The sequence below is a fragment of the Bradyrhizobium sp. Kon69 genome (assembly GCF_055807515.1).
Map to the genome: position 1 here is coordinate 161,776 of NZ_JBVVOS010000004.1, position 14,417 is coordinate 176,192.

A 14,417-nucleotide genomic window follows, 5' to 3' on the forward strand; every position below is an offset into this window, starting at 1 on the left:
CGGGACCGGAGTGCAATCCGCGGCGTCACAGGGGTTTGCGAGGTCTCAGCTGTAGTCGCCGAGATGGCAGCCGAAGGCGTCGGGCTTCTGCATCAGGCCTTCGCCCGGGACGATCTCGACGACGTCGTACCAGTCTTCCTTGTTCTTCATGTCCTTCTGCTGCTTGCCCTTGACGATGATCACCGGGCGAACGCACTGATGATCCTCGGGGCGGTAATGCACGTCGCCGACCAGCGACGGGATTGTTTCGCCCTTCTCGTAGGCCTTGATCACGTCGGGCGGACTGAAGCTGCCGGCCTGCTCGCACATGTGCGCCCAATGCGCGAAGCTGACATAGGCGTTCTCGGCGCCCCATTCGGGCTTGTAACCGTACTTCTTCTCGAAGGCTTCGTTGAACATCTTGGCCAGCGGGAACTTGTCCTCGATCGTCCACCAATAGTCGGTGGCGGCATAGACGCCCTGCATCAGGCCGCCGGTCTCGCGCGCGATGAAAGGCACCTGGTAGGGGACGACCAGCTTCATCTTGTCGAGCACGCCGAACTGCTTTGCCTGCTGGGTCGACAGCACCGCATCATGGCCCCAGTTCACGTTGATGAGCACGTCGGCGCCAGAGTTCGCGACGTTCAGCAGGTAAGAGGAATAGTCCGGCGCGCCGAGCGGGGCGACCTGGTTGGTCACGGTGGTCCAGCCAGCGGTCGCCAGGAAGTCCTGCATCGACTTCGTGACGGTGTGGCCGTAGGTGTAGTCCGGCGTGAGATACGCGGCTTTCTTGCCCTTGCCGAACTCCCGCACCATCACCGGGCCGATCGCTGCAGCCGCAGTCTGTCCGTAGAAGTTCTGGCGGAAGCCGTAGCGAACGCAGTCCTTGCCGGTCGTGTCGTTCGAGCCGGAAATGCCGCACACGAAGATCACATGCTCGCGCTGAGCGAGCTTGTTCAGCGCCACCGCAACGGCGCTCGACGTGCCGCCGGTGATCATGATCGCCTTGTTCTCGCTGATGAAGCGCTGCTGCGCCTGCACCGCCTCGTTCGGCTTGGCCGCCGAATCGGCGACGCCGAACTTCAGCTCCTTGCCGAGCACGCCCTTGCTGGTCTTGGGCGAGATCTTCTTGATCAGCTGGTGGCCTTCATTGATGTGCTCGATCGCGAGCTGGTAACCCTTGAGTTCGTCTTCACCTTGCACGGCATAGGTGCCGGTGCGCGGCACCGAGATGCCGATGAAGGCGGTGGAACCCGAGACTCCCGCGGGGTAGGAGCCGATCGCTGGCTTGTCCTCGGCAAACGCGGGCATCGCCGGCAGCATCGAGCCGCCGATGAGGCCCGCGGTGGTCTGAAGCAGGCCACGGCGCGAGAGGCCGCGGCGGATGAGATTGTCAGTCATGATCGTTTCCTCCGAACATCGTTGTTGTTTGCAGGCAAAGCACGACCTGTCCGGCGGCGGCCGGCCTCGAGGGCCTGCCCGCGCCGGGCACGTCACATCCGCGTGTAGCTCTTGGGCCCAAGCATTGCTTGTGAACGCCTTCTGTCAATTTCGTCTTTGGTCGAACGCCGAAAATTATCTCGTGAAAACATATCGCATCACGATATATATTAGCCTTTGTGAGTACGAGGCTGGCGAGCTTGGCGAGAGAAATGGCGCGGCGAACGACAGTGGCGGGTACCCGGAAGCGACGGTCGTGGCCGCAAGGTGCGAAGCGGCAGGAGGCGGCGTGGTCGGTGGAAGAGGTGAACGGACAGGGGGCGACACCACAGTCCGGCGATGCCTCGCGCATGCCCGACCCTCGCAATCGAACGACCGGTGAGCGGGGACCGGCAGTCGGCTCTGTTCAGGCGAAGCGTGTGCCCGGGCCGATGAAGCGGCTGAGCGTGCGTGCCCAGAACGTCCTGAAGGAGCTCGCAGTCGAGCTCAACGGCGAGCAACCGCCGAAAGGGAATTGGTCGCCGTCGCGCGAATTGCTGCGGGCGCTCACGGCCGAACGTCTCGCGACGGCGCGCAATTGCGGGCCGCATACGATGCGGGAGATCGTGGACTGGGCGCAGGCCTGCGGCGTGACCATCAAGCCGGTAATCCCGCCCGGCGGTTCGCTGTCGCAGATGTGGAGCGAGCTGATCGCCAATGCCTCGGCAGGCAACCTGACCGGCGCCGAGATCGCCGGTGCACTGCAGCGCTCGATCAGGCGGAAGAGCGCCCGGATCCCGATCGCGTTTCAGGTCATCCTGGTGAAGATCCTACTCTCGAGCTTCGAGTAGAGCGCCGGATAGCTGTGTATCCGGAGTTCCCGCTGCTTGGTGCGGGCGCTCCTGCTTGCTACTTTTGGCTAACGGCCCGCGTCGCCGGGTGGGAAGCACGGAGACGGCATGGCATGGTTCAGGTGAAGAAGGCGCAACGGGCGACTGCGGTCAGGTCTGCGCCATCCGCAGCCACCCACACGATGCATGACTCCGACTATGCTGCGCTGGCGCAGTTCCGGTACCAAATCCGGAGCTTTCTGGCCTTCAGCGAGGCAGCCGCAGCAAAGCAGGGATTGACGCCTACGCAGCATCAGGCGCTGCTTGGCATCAAGGGCTTCGTGCGCCCGGGTCCTGCGACAGTCGGTGATGTTGCGCGCTTTCTGCTGATCCGACCTCACTCGGCGGTTGAATTGATCAATCGTTTGGCCAAGCTTGGGCTAGTAAGCCGGGTTGCCGACCCGCAGGATGCCAGACGTGTGCGCCTCAAGCTGACCGGGAGAGGTGAACAGAAACTGCGGGCACTATCGCAGAGAAATCTTCAGGAGCTCCGCCGTGCCGCGAGCCCGGCGCTGGATCGCCTGCTGAGGTCGTTTCGGGAATCTGGCGGGCCGAAACCAGCGCGCTAAGCCCCAAGGAGGCCACGTCTACTCAGGCTTGCGCTATCGGCACCGGCTACGCATCAGCCTCCTGGACGATTGGTTTCCACCTCCGCGGCTGACGGATCGCATTTTCCGCCGGATTTTGAGAGCCGTCTCATGGCTCGAAAGGCGACTATCTGGTGAGCAGGCCTGAAATCAGCGCCGCGGCGCCAAGGCCCAGAAACGACAGAATGACTGGAGGGTACAGAACCAGAGCGGCTTCGAAGCGCAGGAATTTTGGATGATCGCCAGCGCGACTCGGGAGCCCAATGAAAATCAGGACGCCTGCAGCTGCGATCATGACAGCTCCGATCAGTATGTCCATTTCCGCCTTCCTTTCCACATGCCCAAGTCCACATGCCCAAGGCAACAGCTCCCGGACGACAAGAGTGCCAGCGAGCTATTCGCCGTGGAAAGAGGGAACGGTACGCTTCAGTACGGTGTTTGTTGTAAAATCGGCATTTGGAGAGCTCGTTCAGATCTGCTTCACGCCATGACCGGCCTTGGTGGCCAGGCCAAGAACCCGCTCGCGGGTGCGACTTCTCGCTGCGTCCACCAGCATCGTGCCTGCCCAGCGATAGACGTTATGCTCCTTGACCTGCTGTCGCATGAGCTTCATGCGCTCGGCCTGTTCCTCGATTGGCATTGTAAGTGCAAGCTCGATAGCCGATGCCATTTCTTCGGTGTCATAGGGATTGACGATGAGAGCCTCGGATAATTCTCGTGACGCCCCGGTGAAGCTCGACAAGATAAGGACCCCAGCGTTGTCTTCTCGCGAGCTAACGAACTCCTTCGCGACGAGGTTCATTCCGTCATGCAGGCTGCTGACGACGCAGGCATCGGCCGCTCTGAACAGCCGGAACACGTCTGACGGCTCGTAGTGCCGCGCGACCAAATGCATCAAGGGTTGGCGACCGCGGTGCCGCTCGTTTATTTCGGCAGCGAGCGCCTCCGCTTCAGCCTGGAGCTTCGAGTACGCGTTGAGTTTGCTGCGCGTCGGTGCTGCGACCTGGATGAAGGCAAGCCGATCTGTCCAGGCCGGATTTCGCGACAAAAGCGCGTCTACGGCCCGCATGCGATCAAGAATGCCTTTGGTGTAATCGAATCGCTCAACTCCTACGATCAGCCTCGTATCCTCCGCCAATCCGAACTGGGCGAGGATGCTAGATCGGCATTCCGTGGGAGGTGGTAGCTTTTCCAGTTCCCTTGGCGGCCATTCGATCGAGATTGGATAAGCACGTATTCTGGTCTCATGTCCTCCAAGGCTGACTGCCTGCACTTCGCGATCGATCCTGCTCTCCAAGAAGCGATCCACACCCTCGATGAAGTTGTTGCAGTGAAATTGGGTATGAAATCCAACAATGGTGCTGCCGAGCAATCCTTCGATAATCTCCGCCTTCCATGGGCAGATGCTGAAGGTTTCCGCATTCGGCCACGGAATGTGCCAGAAGGTTATGATCGTCGCCCTGGGCAGGCGCTCACGGATCATTCTTGGAGCAAGCGCGAAGTGATAATCCTGGACCAGCACAATGGGGTCCTCGGCGCGCGCCTCGGCAACGACTGCATCGGCAAAGCGCTGATTGATCCGCCGATACATTTGCCAGTCGCTGGACCTGAACGTAGGGCGCACGAAAGCGATATGGCACAATGGCCAGAGCCCTTCATTGGCAAAACCGTAGTAATATCCGTCCTGTTCTTTCTCAGAGATCCAGATGCGCCGAAGCGTGTAGGCCGGGGCTGCCTCGGGGACGCGGAGCCTATCGTGGTCGTCGACAGTCTCCCGATCGGCGCTGCCGCTGCCGTGTGCGATCCAAGTGCCACCGCAGGCACGCATGATCGGCTCCAGGGCCGAGACCAATCCACTCGCCGGCCGCTGCACCACAGTCCCCGCTTCCGAAGTGTTGTGAATGTAGGGCTCCCGATTGGAAACGACGAGAACTTCGGCCCCCGGCAGGACGCTTTGCAGCACCTCTTGAAGCGATTTCGGCGTCCATTCGATCTGGCTTGTAAACGTAACTTGTTCGGCGCTACGCAACAGCTTGTGAATTTCTCGATCAATAGACGAGCCACCGAATGGGAGTGGCACTCCCTGGGCACCTCGACGGACCTCTTCGACCGCGCGTCGCAATGCCTTCATCCAGCCGCGCATCATGAGGACGGCGAAAATGATCGTGCCAACGGTCAGGACCAGAACGACGCCGGCAAGCGCGGCAAGCAGATACGCCAGCACCTGGCTGGACCTGGCCGCCGCGAAGCTGAGGTCGGTTAGAATGACGAGGTAGGAACGACCTCGGCTACTCGAGATCGGAAACGCAGCTACAAGAATTCGTCGCCCGCCACTGGCGATGCTTGCGAAACTCTCGTTCTCGGATTTGGCCGACTTTTCGCAGGAGAAGCTCGCCGGCATCTCCGGTGTTGGCGCGAGCAACGAGCCTTCCGGATCACAAAATCCAACCGCGAGAATCTTCTTGTCGAGCGCCACTCTCTTGAAAAGGTCCGAGAGCCGGTCCCACGCCTGGTCTTCCACGTCACGACTAAGCAACGGCTGGATGGCGTTGAAGACCAGCTTGGATCTGGCTTCAACATCGCTTCGCGACCACTGCTGTACGATTCCTCCGGTAAATGGCGAGATACCGAACGCCACGATTGCGGCTACCGCCAGGCCGAAAATGCCATAGCGGAAGAACTCCTTGTACGATATCGGGGTCACTCCGGAGCTACCCCGACTGTCCGCAGGCATTTGCTCGAGCCGTCTAGCAGGCGCAGCTCTCGCGGCGCATTGGGCACTGCCGATTGCGCTAAGCGGTAGTGAGCGAACATATACCAGACCAAAGAACGGCTGCTGTTAGCTCGGATTGGCGAGCCGCTTCCCCTCCTCAAAGCCCGTACGCTCGTTGTTGCAGGTGAGACAAGTCGCACGTGCCATTTGCGTACCGTGGATTGCCAGCCGTTCATGCCGATGCGGCGTCTTTTCCTCGCAAGACAGGCAGTACGCTTGCGGAAACACATTGAGTGCCGTTTGATTCGATTTGCTGATCATGAAAGCCCCCTGCGCAATATCCTTCTGAGGTCGCCCGCGAGCAAGCGGCAGCGGGGCAGATCGGCTGCCTATTGTACAGAACTGTACCCTGTTTCGTCGCGTAGCAAGCTGTGCGCGCTCTGCCGAAGATCACTCCTGTCCCACACAGCAGCCCGCCAACGTCCGGGTGAACCAGCGCGCGGCGGGAGTTGGAATCCCAGCGCTCCTCGGCTGGGGTCCGCCTCCCCTGACGGCATGACCTGTCCATCCGTCCCGGGCAAGGTCGGTGGTCGATTCCCCTGCCCGTCGTTCAAGGCGCGAAACCGGGTGTACGGTTGCACCCCGAGCGTCTTGCGAGTCAGCGCCTCTTGAATTCGAGCCTCACTTGCGCTTCTTCGGCAGCGCGTTCTTCCCGACGATCGAAAGCGCGATCAGACTGAATGTGATCAGGCGCGGGATGAAGTACACCGGTTCGCTCGCATTCGTCACTTGCACCACGGCCAGGACAAATCTCGCAACGGCGTCGATCACAAACGCAGCTGCAAAGAACAGGAAAAGGGTGTCGCCCGTCTTACGCCAAAACTTCAGGAAATATATGCTCGCCAGGAGCGATGCGAATGCCGTCGCACCTGAAAGAACGGGATTCAAATGGTCCATCACTCGGCCTCCCAGATCATGCCGATAAGCAGGACCGTCATGGCGAACAGGCCGATCGACAGACGCACGGCGGAAAGATCAACTTGAGGAAATACGATCTTATCGATCCACAGAGCAGCATTTTCGAAAGTCAGACCCGCGAAGCAGACGGCGCTCCATAGGAGCAACCTTGACCTGTTACCGATATATGCCCGAATGAGCAGCCATGCACAAAAGCCGCTCGTGATCGCGCAAAGTGTGTAAATCACCGCAGCCATGACTAATCCTTTCGAATCCTGAAGGCATCTGAAAATGCCTGGATGCGGTGTGGGCTGTTGTGGATGATATGTGTGATCGGGATCAAATGCCGCGAATACGCCAAGGCCAAGCTATCGACCACTGGCCGCAATTCGGGCCGCGGCGCAAACACATAGATCCCTGCCTCGCCGTCGAGGAAGCCATCCTTCCTCAGGGACGCTAGAGCATCGGCCATCTCGATCTTGCCCGCGTAAAGGCGTGCAGCGAGCGATTCCACGTCGAAGCGCTCGCCGGGCCGCTTGTGGAAGAACAAAAGGGCTTCGAGCTGCGCCACAGAGCGAATGTAGCGTCGGACAAGCTCCTCTACCTCTTGCGGCAGTGCTTCATCAGACATCGTCGACCTCAGCCAGCGGCACGCAAGCTGATCGATTCAATGCAGAAATTCAAGACTGCTTTTCCTCTGCCACAAATCTAAGCCGACCGGATCAAAGACAACTGCAAAAGGCGGCGTCATCTCAGATGACACCGCCGATAAGCATGCTGGAAATAGGGACCGAAATCGGCTCAGTACTTGAATTCGGGCATCTTCTTCAGCTGATCCTTGTTGGCGTTCAGCACCACGTGATCCGGATACCAATTGTCGCTTCGCTGGGCCGACGTTGATGCGCTTCCCGTCGTGCTCGTCGAACCGGCATTGCCGGTCTTTCCAGCGCCATCGTTGGACACGGTCTTCACCGGTTCTTTGGCGAATTTGAGCTGATCGAACGTTACGGCGACGTTGTGCTCGCCCATTCCAAGGAATCCTCCCACTCCGATCACCACGTTGGCAACCCGCCCGCTGGAATCCAGGATCAGATCATTGATGTCGCCGATCTTCTCGTTGCTGTTGTTATAGACGTTCACGCCAACGAGTTTCGATGCACGCCATTCACCTTCCTTGTGCATGGAGGCGGTCGAGGCAGCCGGCTGCACGTTGGGCGCCGCGGTCGTCGCGTTGTTCTGGGACGACTGCGCCATGACCGGCGTAGCCAGCAGCATCGCGGAGGCAAGAATGCAAAGTGATATCTTCATGACGATTGCTCCTACTTCTGTTGGATCATCGTCAACTCATCACACGCTCGCAAGTTTCGTTTTCCTGAATGCGAATGTACGCTCCCGCACGAGACTTATCCGACTAGCTTGAGGCGGCTGCGCATCTTTTGATGAAGCATTGCACGTGTCACGGAAGGGTTGCATATGATGAACTCGACCATAGCGATAATGTCGTCCCTGGTGCGATTGCAGCAAGGGTTCTCGTAAGCGGCAAGAAGCCTTTGGGCCTCCTCCAAGGCCCCCACCAGAACTTCGGTATCGGTTCGGATCCGGACTTCTTGCGATGACATCTCCGCCTCTATTGCTTCACGAATATCTGGACTCTGTTGGCTGCCGTACACCTCGACTTAACGGCAGTAGGGAATCGCGTTCACGAATATGCAATGCGGAGGGGCGGCACCGCACAAGAACGGTTGTGCGCCGACAGGATGATCCCCTGACAATCGCAAGACATCGCTTTCAGCCTGGCCTCGTCCATGACGACGATCCCCGCCCTGCGACATCCAATCACTCCGTCGCGCATCATACTCCCGAGAGCGACCGTAACGCCGGCGCGCCGGACCGCGAGAGCATTGGCTATGTAACTATGCGTGAAAGGTATCTCGCGAGACCCGAGCCTGTCGCTGGCAACCAGGAGCCACCGGGCGAGGCGCTGGTGCAGCGTGTGCCTGGAATTGCAGGCTGACAGCTGCGAACTGTGAATCAGGATCGCCTGAACATAGCCTAAAAGCATCTTTTCAAGCTCGACGTCCCTCTTGATCAAAGAAATCAGCTGATCGGACTGGATCCGAAGCGCTTGGCCCGGCACTCTCACGCTGCAGCGGTGCGGCGAAACGTGCATGCCCAGGACCAACGGCACGCCGACAAAATCCTTCATCCCCAGCGTATGGATCTCGACCGGCAGGCAGTCGCCCGCGCGGGTCGTGACAGAACACCCGCCGGACTCGATGAAGTAGGCATGGCGAAGAGGAGTGCCGCGATCGTAAAGAATTTGTCCTTTGTTCAGAGACACCGTCTCGCAGCTTTCGAGCAAACGGCACTGCGATGAAGCCGACAGTCGGGAGACGAGTTCGTTGCGGCTAGTCCCGCAGAAGGGCTCGTCCAAACCAAGCCGCTTCGGGTTGAATTCGTTTTCGATCAACCGCAGTGGCGATGAAGAATGTTCCATGTCAAGCCCAATTCTAGACCGCTACAATGATTGCCTGTACGATGGGATGGATCGAGCGATCCTGGGAGTCAGGGTGACCGATAGAACTGTCGGGAAAAACCTGACAAGAACCAGAAACATCGAGGAAGTGCCAGCACGTGGGCGTTTTGCTGTCTCATTTGATACCCACCCGCATGGAGGCGCCCACCTCAATCTCCCGGCGCGCAGCCCGCCGCCCCTTGATCCTCGTCTTCATCGCGGCAGCGATGCCTCTTGCGCTTTTTGCGGGTTGGGTCGTTTTCCTGAACGCGCAGCAGCAGCGCAGGGGCTCTCAGGCTGCCGCCGTGGAGACGCTCGATAGCGTCGTCAACCGGCTTGCCTCCGAGATCAGCCTCCAGCTCGAGATCGCCGAGACCGTCGCGGCTTCCGCAACACTCGACAAGCCGGACCTTGACGCGTTCTATCGCGAAGCGACGCGTGTCAACGAAGCACGTCCTCTTTGGCAGACGATTCAGCTCGTCGATCCTGACGGGAATCAGGTGCTTGATGTCAGCCGCCCACTCGGAGATGGGATGCGCGCCACCGCCGACCGAGAGAACTTCGAACAGATCCTGAAAACGAGAAAGCCGGCGATCGGCGGAATTGGGCCACGTGGTCCCATCACCGGCAAACGCGTGGTGGCCGTCAGGGCCCCCGTTGAGCGCGATGGGCAATTGAAGTTTGTACTCACGGTGGCCCTGGTGCCCGATGCAATAAGCCAGATTTTGAAGAGCGCAGGAGCCCCGGCCGGCTGGGTGGGTTTCGTGGTCGATGCCAAGGGGAACATCGTCGCCCGCACCTTCGGTGAACAATCCGAACTCGGACAATCTGCCAGCGCTACGGTCCGCCAGGCGATAGCCTCAGCGCCAGAAGGAAGCTACGTCAAAACCACGCCTGCCGGCGAACAAGTCGACTCGATCTACAAAGTCATCCCCGGAACCAGCGGATGGTCGGTCCATTTCGGAATACCGACGCAGGAACTGAATGGTCCCGTCCAGCGCTCAGCCATTTTCCTTGCCGGGGGTGGGGTATTGAGCTTCGTCTTGGCTCTGACTTTGGCCTGGTACACCATACGCGACATTTCCCTTCGCCGGCGCGAGCAAGAGGCGCAGGCAGCATTGGCACTCAGCGCAAGTGAAGAGCGACGGAGGCTGACGATCGATGCCGCAGATCTCGGCGTGTTCAGCTGTGATTTTTCGACGAGAGAAGCGCTTGTATCGCCCCGCGCACGAGAATTGCTCCAGATCGAGGGGGCGCGCTCCGAAGGCGATACGAGCGTTCCGATCGACCGGATGCTGAGCAGCATTGATCCCGCCGACCAGCAAAAGTTTGAGGCTTCGTTGCTGAGTTGCCGTTCGGGAAACGTCGCGATTGCTGATTTCCGCACTGCGGCCCCTCGTAGCAGGTGGTTACGGGCCAGCGGACGGCTGTCTCGACTCGACGAAAACAACCTAGACGTCGTGTATGGCGTCATTCTGGATATCCACGAGACCAAGCGAGCTGAGCTGGAGCGACAGCAACTGCTTCGACGTCTTTCCGAAGCGGAAGAAAATGAACGCCGTAGAATCGCAAGAGAGCTTCACGATCAGATCGGCCAGACGGTCACAGGTCTCCTTCTCGGTCTAAAGAACCTGGAGCCGCTTCTTGGCACGAGCCCGAAACGCAAGCTCGGATTGGAGAGGCTCAATTGGCTGCAAGGACTCGCGAGAGGGATTGGGCGCGATATCCATCAAATCGCCTCTGACCTGCGCCCGACTGCCCTTGACGACCTGGGCCTTTACAAGGCGCTGGAGGCATTCTGCGCAGAGATCCAGCGCCGGTTCGGGATCAGCGTCGATTTTCAGCCTCTGGGCAGAAGAGATCGTCTCGGCCAGGACGTCGAAATCGCGGTTTACCGCGCCGTCCAGGAGGCCGTGAACAACGTGGTCAAACACGCGCAAGCTCGAAACGTCAGCGTGGTCATCGACCGACGCACAGCTGAGCTTAGGATCGTCGTCGAAGACGACGGGAACGGCTTCGACTTTCAGGAATTCTCGCAGGGTGAGAGCCGCCACGCAAAATTGGGCCTGTCCGTCATCGAGGAGCGCCTCACGCTGCTCGGTGGATCTTTGGCGATCGAATCTGAACCCGGCCACGGCACCTCTCTTTTCATGAGAATACCGGTGCCAATAGAGGAGATGGGCTATGTGCCCGATCCGGATCACGTTGACTGACGATCATCCGCTTGTTCTGGCCGGAATGAAGGCGTTGCTTCAGGATGTGCAGGACATTGAGATCGTCGGGGAAGCAACGGATGGACAGGCCGCCCTTGAGGTCATTCGCAAGGCCACACCGGATATTGCTATCCTGGACATTTCACTGCCCGGTATCAGTGGCCTTGAAGTTGCTCGCACCCTAGCGACGCAGCTTCCTCAAGTTCGTCTTCTGGCGCTGACCGTGCACGAGGATCACGCCTACGTTCAACCGATGCTGCAAGCGGGAGCTCGCGGCTATCTGCTGAAGCGCTCTGCGGCCGACGAGCTCGAGCGCGCAGTTCGCGCGATCGCTGGAGGTGGTTTGTATCTGGATCCCGCAATAGCGGAGAAAGCACTTCCATCCGCGCAGGGCGCCCACTCGTCTTCCGGCGCTTCCACAGCCGGCGAGCTGACACCGCGCGAGAGTGAGGTTCTCAGATTCATCGCACAAGGCTTCAGCAACAAGGAAATTGCCAATCAGCTAAGCATCAGCATCAAGACCGTCGAAACTTACAAGGCCAGGGCGGTCGAAAAGCTCGGACTGTTCACGCGTGCCGACATCGTGCGCTACGGCGTGGCCCTTGGCTGGTTGAGCCATTCGGGAAAGAGTGCGGATCAAGTTTGAGCGGGAAGGAGGTGGGCCAAACGGCCCTGCGTGGCATGCGGACGTCAGGATTATCCCGACAAGCCCCGCTCATCTCCTGACTGCCCGATGGGACGCCGTCCATTATCTTCCATGAAGCGGACGAGAGAACCAACGCAAATCGCCGGCCGGAACACCGTTCTTTCCGGCTTCTGCATTCCGCACGTATTGGACGGATCATGGTTGTTTGGAGGCATGCATGAGAAATGTACTTTTCCGAGGACGTCCCGGTCGCCAGCTCTTTGCACAGTATGAGAAACTGCCCGGGCTCGCCACTCGGACGAGCTCGCGGCTAGATGCCCGCACGGCGAGAACCGCGGGCATTTGCCTCGCTTGCATCTATCTCACCTGTCTCCTGTTCTCGGCGTACGCGATTGCTTGACGGCAACAGGCGTTTGGCAACCGACATCGAGGAATGACGAAGTCGGATTCATCGTCCCGATCCTTTGCAGGAACTCGCTCGATCATGGATACAGTCGTGGTGCTCCTGGTCCTCGGTATGTTGTTCACGGCTCTTTGTGTCGCGGCGCTGGAGATCGCGGCACGTCGATTTTCCCGGACTCTTGAGCGTCAGCTTCCGATGTAAAGTGCGGCGCACCCATCTCACTGCGCGAAGATTGCTCTTATGCAAGGTGAGGGCCGCCTCGATCGACGGCCCTCCAAGTTTGCGCTTATCGGCAGACACGCACGTGCTTGACGATACGCCGACCATGATAGCCACGAGTGACTATGGTTCGCACGGTGCAGACCCTCCGATGATGATGATAGTGATAGCCAGCCTGCATCGTCTCGGATGTTGCCGCGGCGCCGACCGGTGGCGCCATCATCGCATTGGCAGGAACCAAGAACTGAGTGCCCGCAAGCAAAGCAGCGGCCGCAAATCCATAGGCGATTTTCTTCATAGTTTTTCCTTGTCGTACGCCCCCTCCGCACTTCTATGTCGGTCCAATGAATGCGGAGTGAACGACGATACTGACAATCGTCGTCGCGATCTTTCGCCGCAGATGCAGAAAATGGATAGCTGCTCCCGCCGCTGCGAGGTGCTTGGAATCGAGGCTTATCCCAATCCGCTTAGATGTCCCGCAGGAACTGCCGAAGTTGCTTTTTGCTTATTCACGTCTCAAAAGTCGCTATCTCGAACGCACTACCCTCACCGGCTAGAGCGAACAGCGGCCTTAACGGGAGGGAGTGAACAGGCACTCTCGCCAGAGCACAAGGGAGCCTGCCGTGCTTTCGCTGATGGATATTGCTGCCGTTCTGCTCACATTGTCTGCCGCCTTCGGCTGGCTCAATCATAAGTTCCTGCCGCTCTCCCGCAGCGTAGGTCTTCTTTTGATGAGTGTCCTGACGTCGCTGCTGATGATCGGTCTGGATGCAGCGGTTCCGACGGCTCATCTGCTAAACCAACTTGCCGACGGACTCCGACAGATCGACTTTACCGAAGTCGTCGTCAACGGAATGCTTGCATTTCTGCTGTTCGCCGGCGCGTTGCACGTAGATCTGGACACACTCAGAAGCCGCGCCATTCCGGTATTTATTCTGGCCGTTCTCGGCACCTCGATCTCAACCGTCCTCGTAGGCCTGATGTTCTGGTTCGTCTGCGGCCTTGTGAACCTACCCGTATCGTTGGCTTGGGCATTCGTGTTCGGCGCATTGATCAGCCCGACTGACCCCGTTGCTGTCCTGAGTACGCTTCGCAACACCAAAGTGCCGAAAGAGCTGCAGATCGAGACGGAAGGCGAGGCATTGTTTAACGACGGCGTCGGGATTGTTCTGTTCACGATCATGCTTCGCTTTGCGAGCACCGGAGACGGCGCTCAGGTTTCGACTGCCGATGTCGCTGAGTTACTCGTTCGCGAAGCTGGTGGCGGAATAGTTCTGGGCTTGTTGACTGGCTATGTTGCGTATCGCGCGATGCGGCTCATCGACGACTACGCCATAGAGGTACTGATCTCTCTCGCGCTCGTCACCGGAACATACGCACTTGCGTTACATCTGCACGTCAGCGGGCCGCTCTCCATGGTCGCCGCAGGCCTCCTCATCGGCGACCGAGGACCGCGATATGCGATGAGCGAGCGGACACAAGGATATCTCTTCGCGCTCTGGACTCTCATCGACGAAATCCTCAATTCCGTCCTTTTTCTGCTTATCGGGCTCGAGACCTTGATACTGCGCTTTGATCTTCGCAGCCTTGGCCTGGCAGCAGCGTCAATTCCAATCGTTCTCTTCGCCCGGTTTGTCTCCGTTTCAGTCCAACCGTTTTTGTTCGGATGGACTCAGCTGCTTTCCCTGCGCAACGCGCCCTTTCTCACCTGGGCGGGCGTTCGAGGCGGGATTTCAGTTGCACTCGCCCTATCAATCCCGGATAGCCCGGCCAAGGCCGCCATGCTCGCCTCAACCTATGCGGTCGTCCTGTTCAGCATCATCATTCAAGGCTCGACTCTAGGCTGGGTGGCAAAGCGGACTGTCGGACAATAGGT

15 protein-coding genes are annotated in these 14,417 nt (G+C 59.2%); 5 read left to right on the forward strand and 10 right to left on the reverse strand.

The genetic code is table 11. The annotated features are described in order from the left end of the window. Window positions 1-45: 45 nt before the first annotated feature. Window positions 46-1,380 carry a substrate-binding protein gene (locus AC0L3U_RS07170; protein WP_473292498.1) on the reverse strand — a complete coding sequence of 445 codons (1,335 nt, stop codon included), beginning with the start codon at window positions 1,378-1,380 and terminating at the stop codon, window positions 46-48. Between the two features lie 458 nt (window positions 1,381-1,838). Here AC0L3U_RS07170 and AC0L3U_RS07175 point away from each other — a divergent pair, with 458 nt between their 5' ends. Both AC0L3U_RS07175 and AC0L3U_RS07180 read left to right on the forward strand, forming a co-directional pair. After that, entirely contained in the window at window positions 1,839-2,249 is a 411-nt protein-coding gene (locus tag AC0L3U_RS07175; protein ID WP_473247720.1) for a hypothetical protein, read from the forward strand. Between the two features lie 113 nt (window positions 2,250-2,362). Then, the gene (locus AC0L3U_RS07180; RefSeq protein ID WP_473247721.1) at window positions 2,363-2,857 is read left to right on the forward strand and encodes a MarR family winged helix-turn-helix transcriptional regulator; all 495 of its coding nucleotides are present in this window, start codon (window positions 2,363-2,365) and stop codon (window positions 2,855-2,857) included. A gap of 145 nt (window positions 2,858-3,002) precedes the next feature. On the opposite strand, the gene AC0L3U_RS07185 is transcribed toward AC0L3U_RS07180, so the two are convergent. From AC0L3U_RS07185 to AC0L3U_RS07220, 8 genes are all read right to left on the reverse strand, one after another. Continuing rightward, complete coding sequence (locus AC0L3U_RS07185; RefSeq protein WP_007607498.1) at window positions 3,003-3,194, reverse strand: hypothetical protein; 192 nt, start codon at window positions 3,192-3,194, stop codon at window positions 3,003-3,005. Between the two features lie 150 nt (window positions 3,195-3,344). Next, window positions 3,345-5,609 carry an alpha,alpha-trehalose-phosphate synthase (UDP-forming) gene (locus AC0L3U_RS07190; protein WP_473361214.1) on the reverse strand — a complete coding sequence of 755 codons (2,265 nt, stop codon included), beginning with the start codon at window positions 5,607-5,609 and terminating at the stop codon, window positions 3,345-3,347. A gap of 105 nt (window positions 5,610-5,714) precedes the next feature. Further along, entirely contained in the window at window positions 5,715-5,909 is a 195-nt protein-coding gene (locus AC0L3U_RS07195) for a hypothetical protein (protein WP_007607496.1), read from the reverse strand. A 360-nt stretch (window positions 5,910-6,269) separates the two neighbouring features. Next, window positions 6,270-6,545, reverse strand: a complete 276-nt coding sequence (locus tag AC0L3U_RS07200; RefSeq protein ID WP_354056804.1) for a DUF5985 family protein — start codon at window positions 6,543-6,545, stop codon at window positions 6,270-6,272. Then, window positions 6,545-6,802 (reverse strand): DUF5985 family protein, encoded by a 258-nt coding sequence (locus tag AC0L3U_RS07205; RefSeq protein WP_247502678.1) that lies wholly within the window; start codon window positions 6,800-6,802, stop codon window positions 6,545-6,547. The genes AC0L3U_RS07200 and AC0L3U_RS07205 overlap by 1 nt, the downstream gene beginning before the upstream one ends. Before the next feature lie 2 nt (window positions 6,803-6,804). Beyond that, window positions 6,805-7,176 (reverse strand): SMC-Scp complex subunit ScpB, encoded by a 372-nt coding sequence (locus AC0L3U_RS07210; RefSeq protein ID WP_473361215.1) that lies wholly within the window; start codon window positions 7,174-7,176, stop codon window positions 6,805-6,807. Window positions 7,177-7,346: 170 nt separating this feature from the next. Further along, on the reverse strand, window positions 7,347-7,853 hold the full coding sequence (locus tag AC0L3U_RS07215) for a PRC-barrel domain-containing protein (RefSeq protein WP_473247723.1): 507 nt from the start codon (window positions 7,851-7,853) through the stop codon (window positions 7,347-7,349). Window positions 7,854-8,244: 391 nt separating this feature from the next. Next, window positions 8,245-9,042, reverse strand: a complete 798-nt coding sequence (locus tag AC0L3U_RS07220; RefSeq protein ID WP_473361216.1) for a Crp/Fnr family transcriptional regulator — start codon at window positions 9,040-9,042, stop codon at window positions 8,245-8,247. A 137-nt stretch (window positions 9,043-9,179) separates the two neighbouring features. Here AC0L3U_RS07220 and AC0L3U_RS07225 point away from each other — a divergent pair, with 137 nt between their 5' ends. Beyond that, window positions 9,180-11,273 carry a sensor histidine kinase gene (locus AC0L3U_RS07225; protein ID WP_473361217.1) on the forward strand — a complete coding sequence of 698 codons (2,094 nt, stop codon included), beginning with the start codon at window positions 9,180-9,182 and terminating at the stop codon, window positions 11,271-11,273. Beyond that, on the forward strand, window positions 11,245-11,919 hold the full coding sequence (locus AC0L3U_RS07230; protein ID WP_007607484.1) for a response regulator: 675 nt from the start codon (window positions 11,245-11,247) through the stop codon (window positions 11,917-11,919). Before AC0L3U_RS07225 ends, AC0L3U_RS07230 begins: the two co-directional genes overlap by 29 nt. A gap of 689 nt (window positions 11,920-12,608) precedes the next feature. Here the strand turns inward: AC0L3U_RS07230 and AC0L3U_RS07235 are convergent. Then, entirely contained in the window at window positions 12,609-12,839 is a 231-nt protein-coding gene (locus AC0L3U_RS07235) for a hypothetical protein (RefSeq protein WP_354056816.1), read from the reverse strand. A gap of 325 nt (window positions 12,840-13,164) precedes the next feature. Here AC0L3U_RS07235 and AC0L3U_RS07240 point away from each other — a divergent pair, with 325 nt between their 5' ends. Further along, window positions 13,165-14,415 carry a cation:proton antiporter gene (locus AC0L3U_RS07240; protein ID WP_473361218.1) on the forward strand — a complete coding sequence of 417 codons (1,251 nt, stop codon included), beginning with the start codon at window positions 13,165-13,167 and terminating at the stop codon, window positions 14,413-14,415. The last annotated feature ends 2 nt before the right edge of the window (window positions 14,416-14,417 follow it).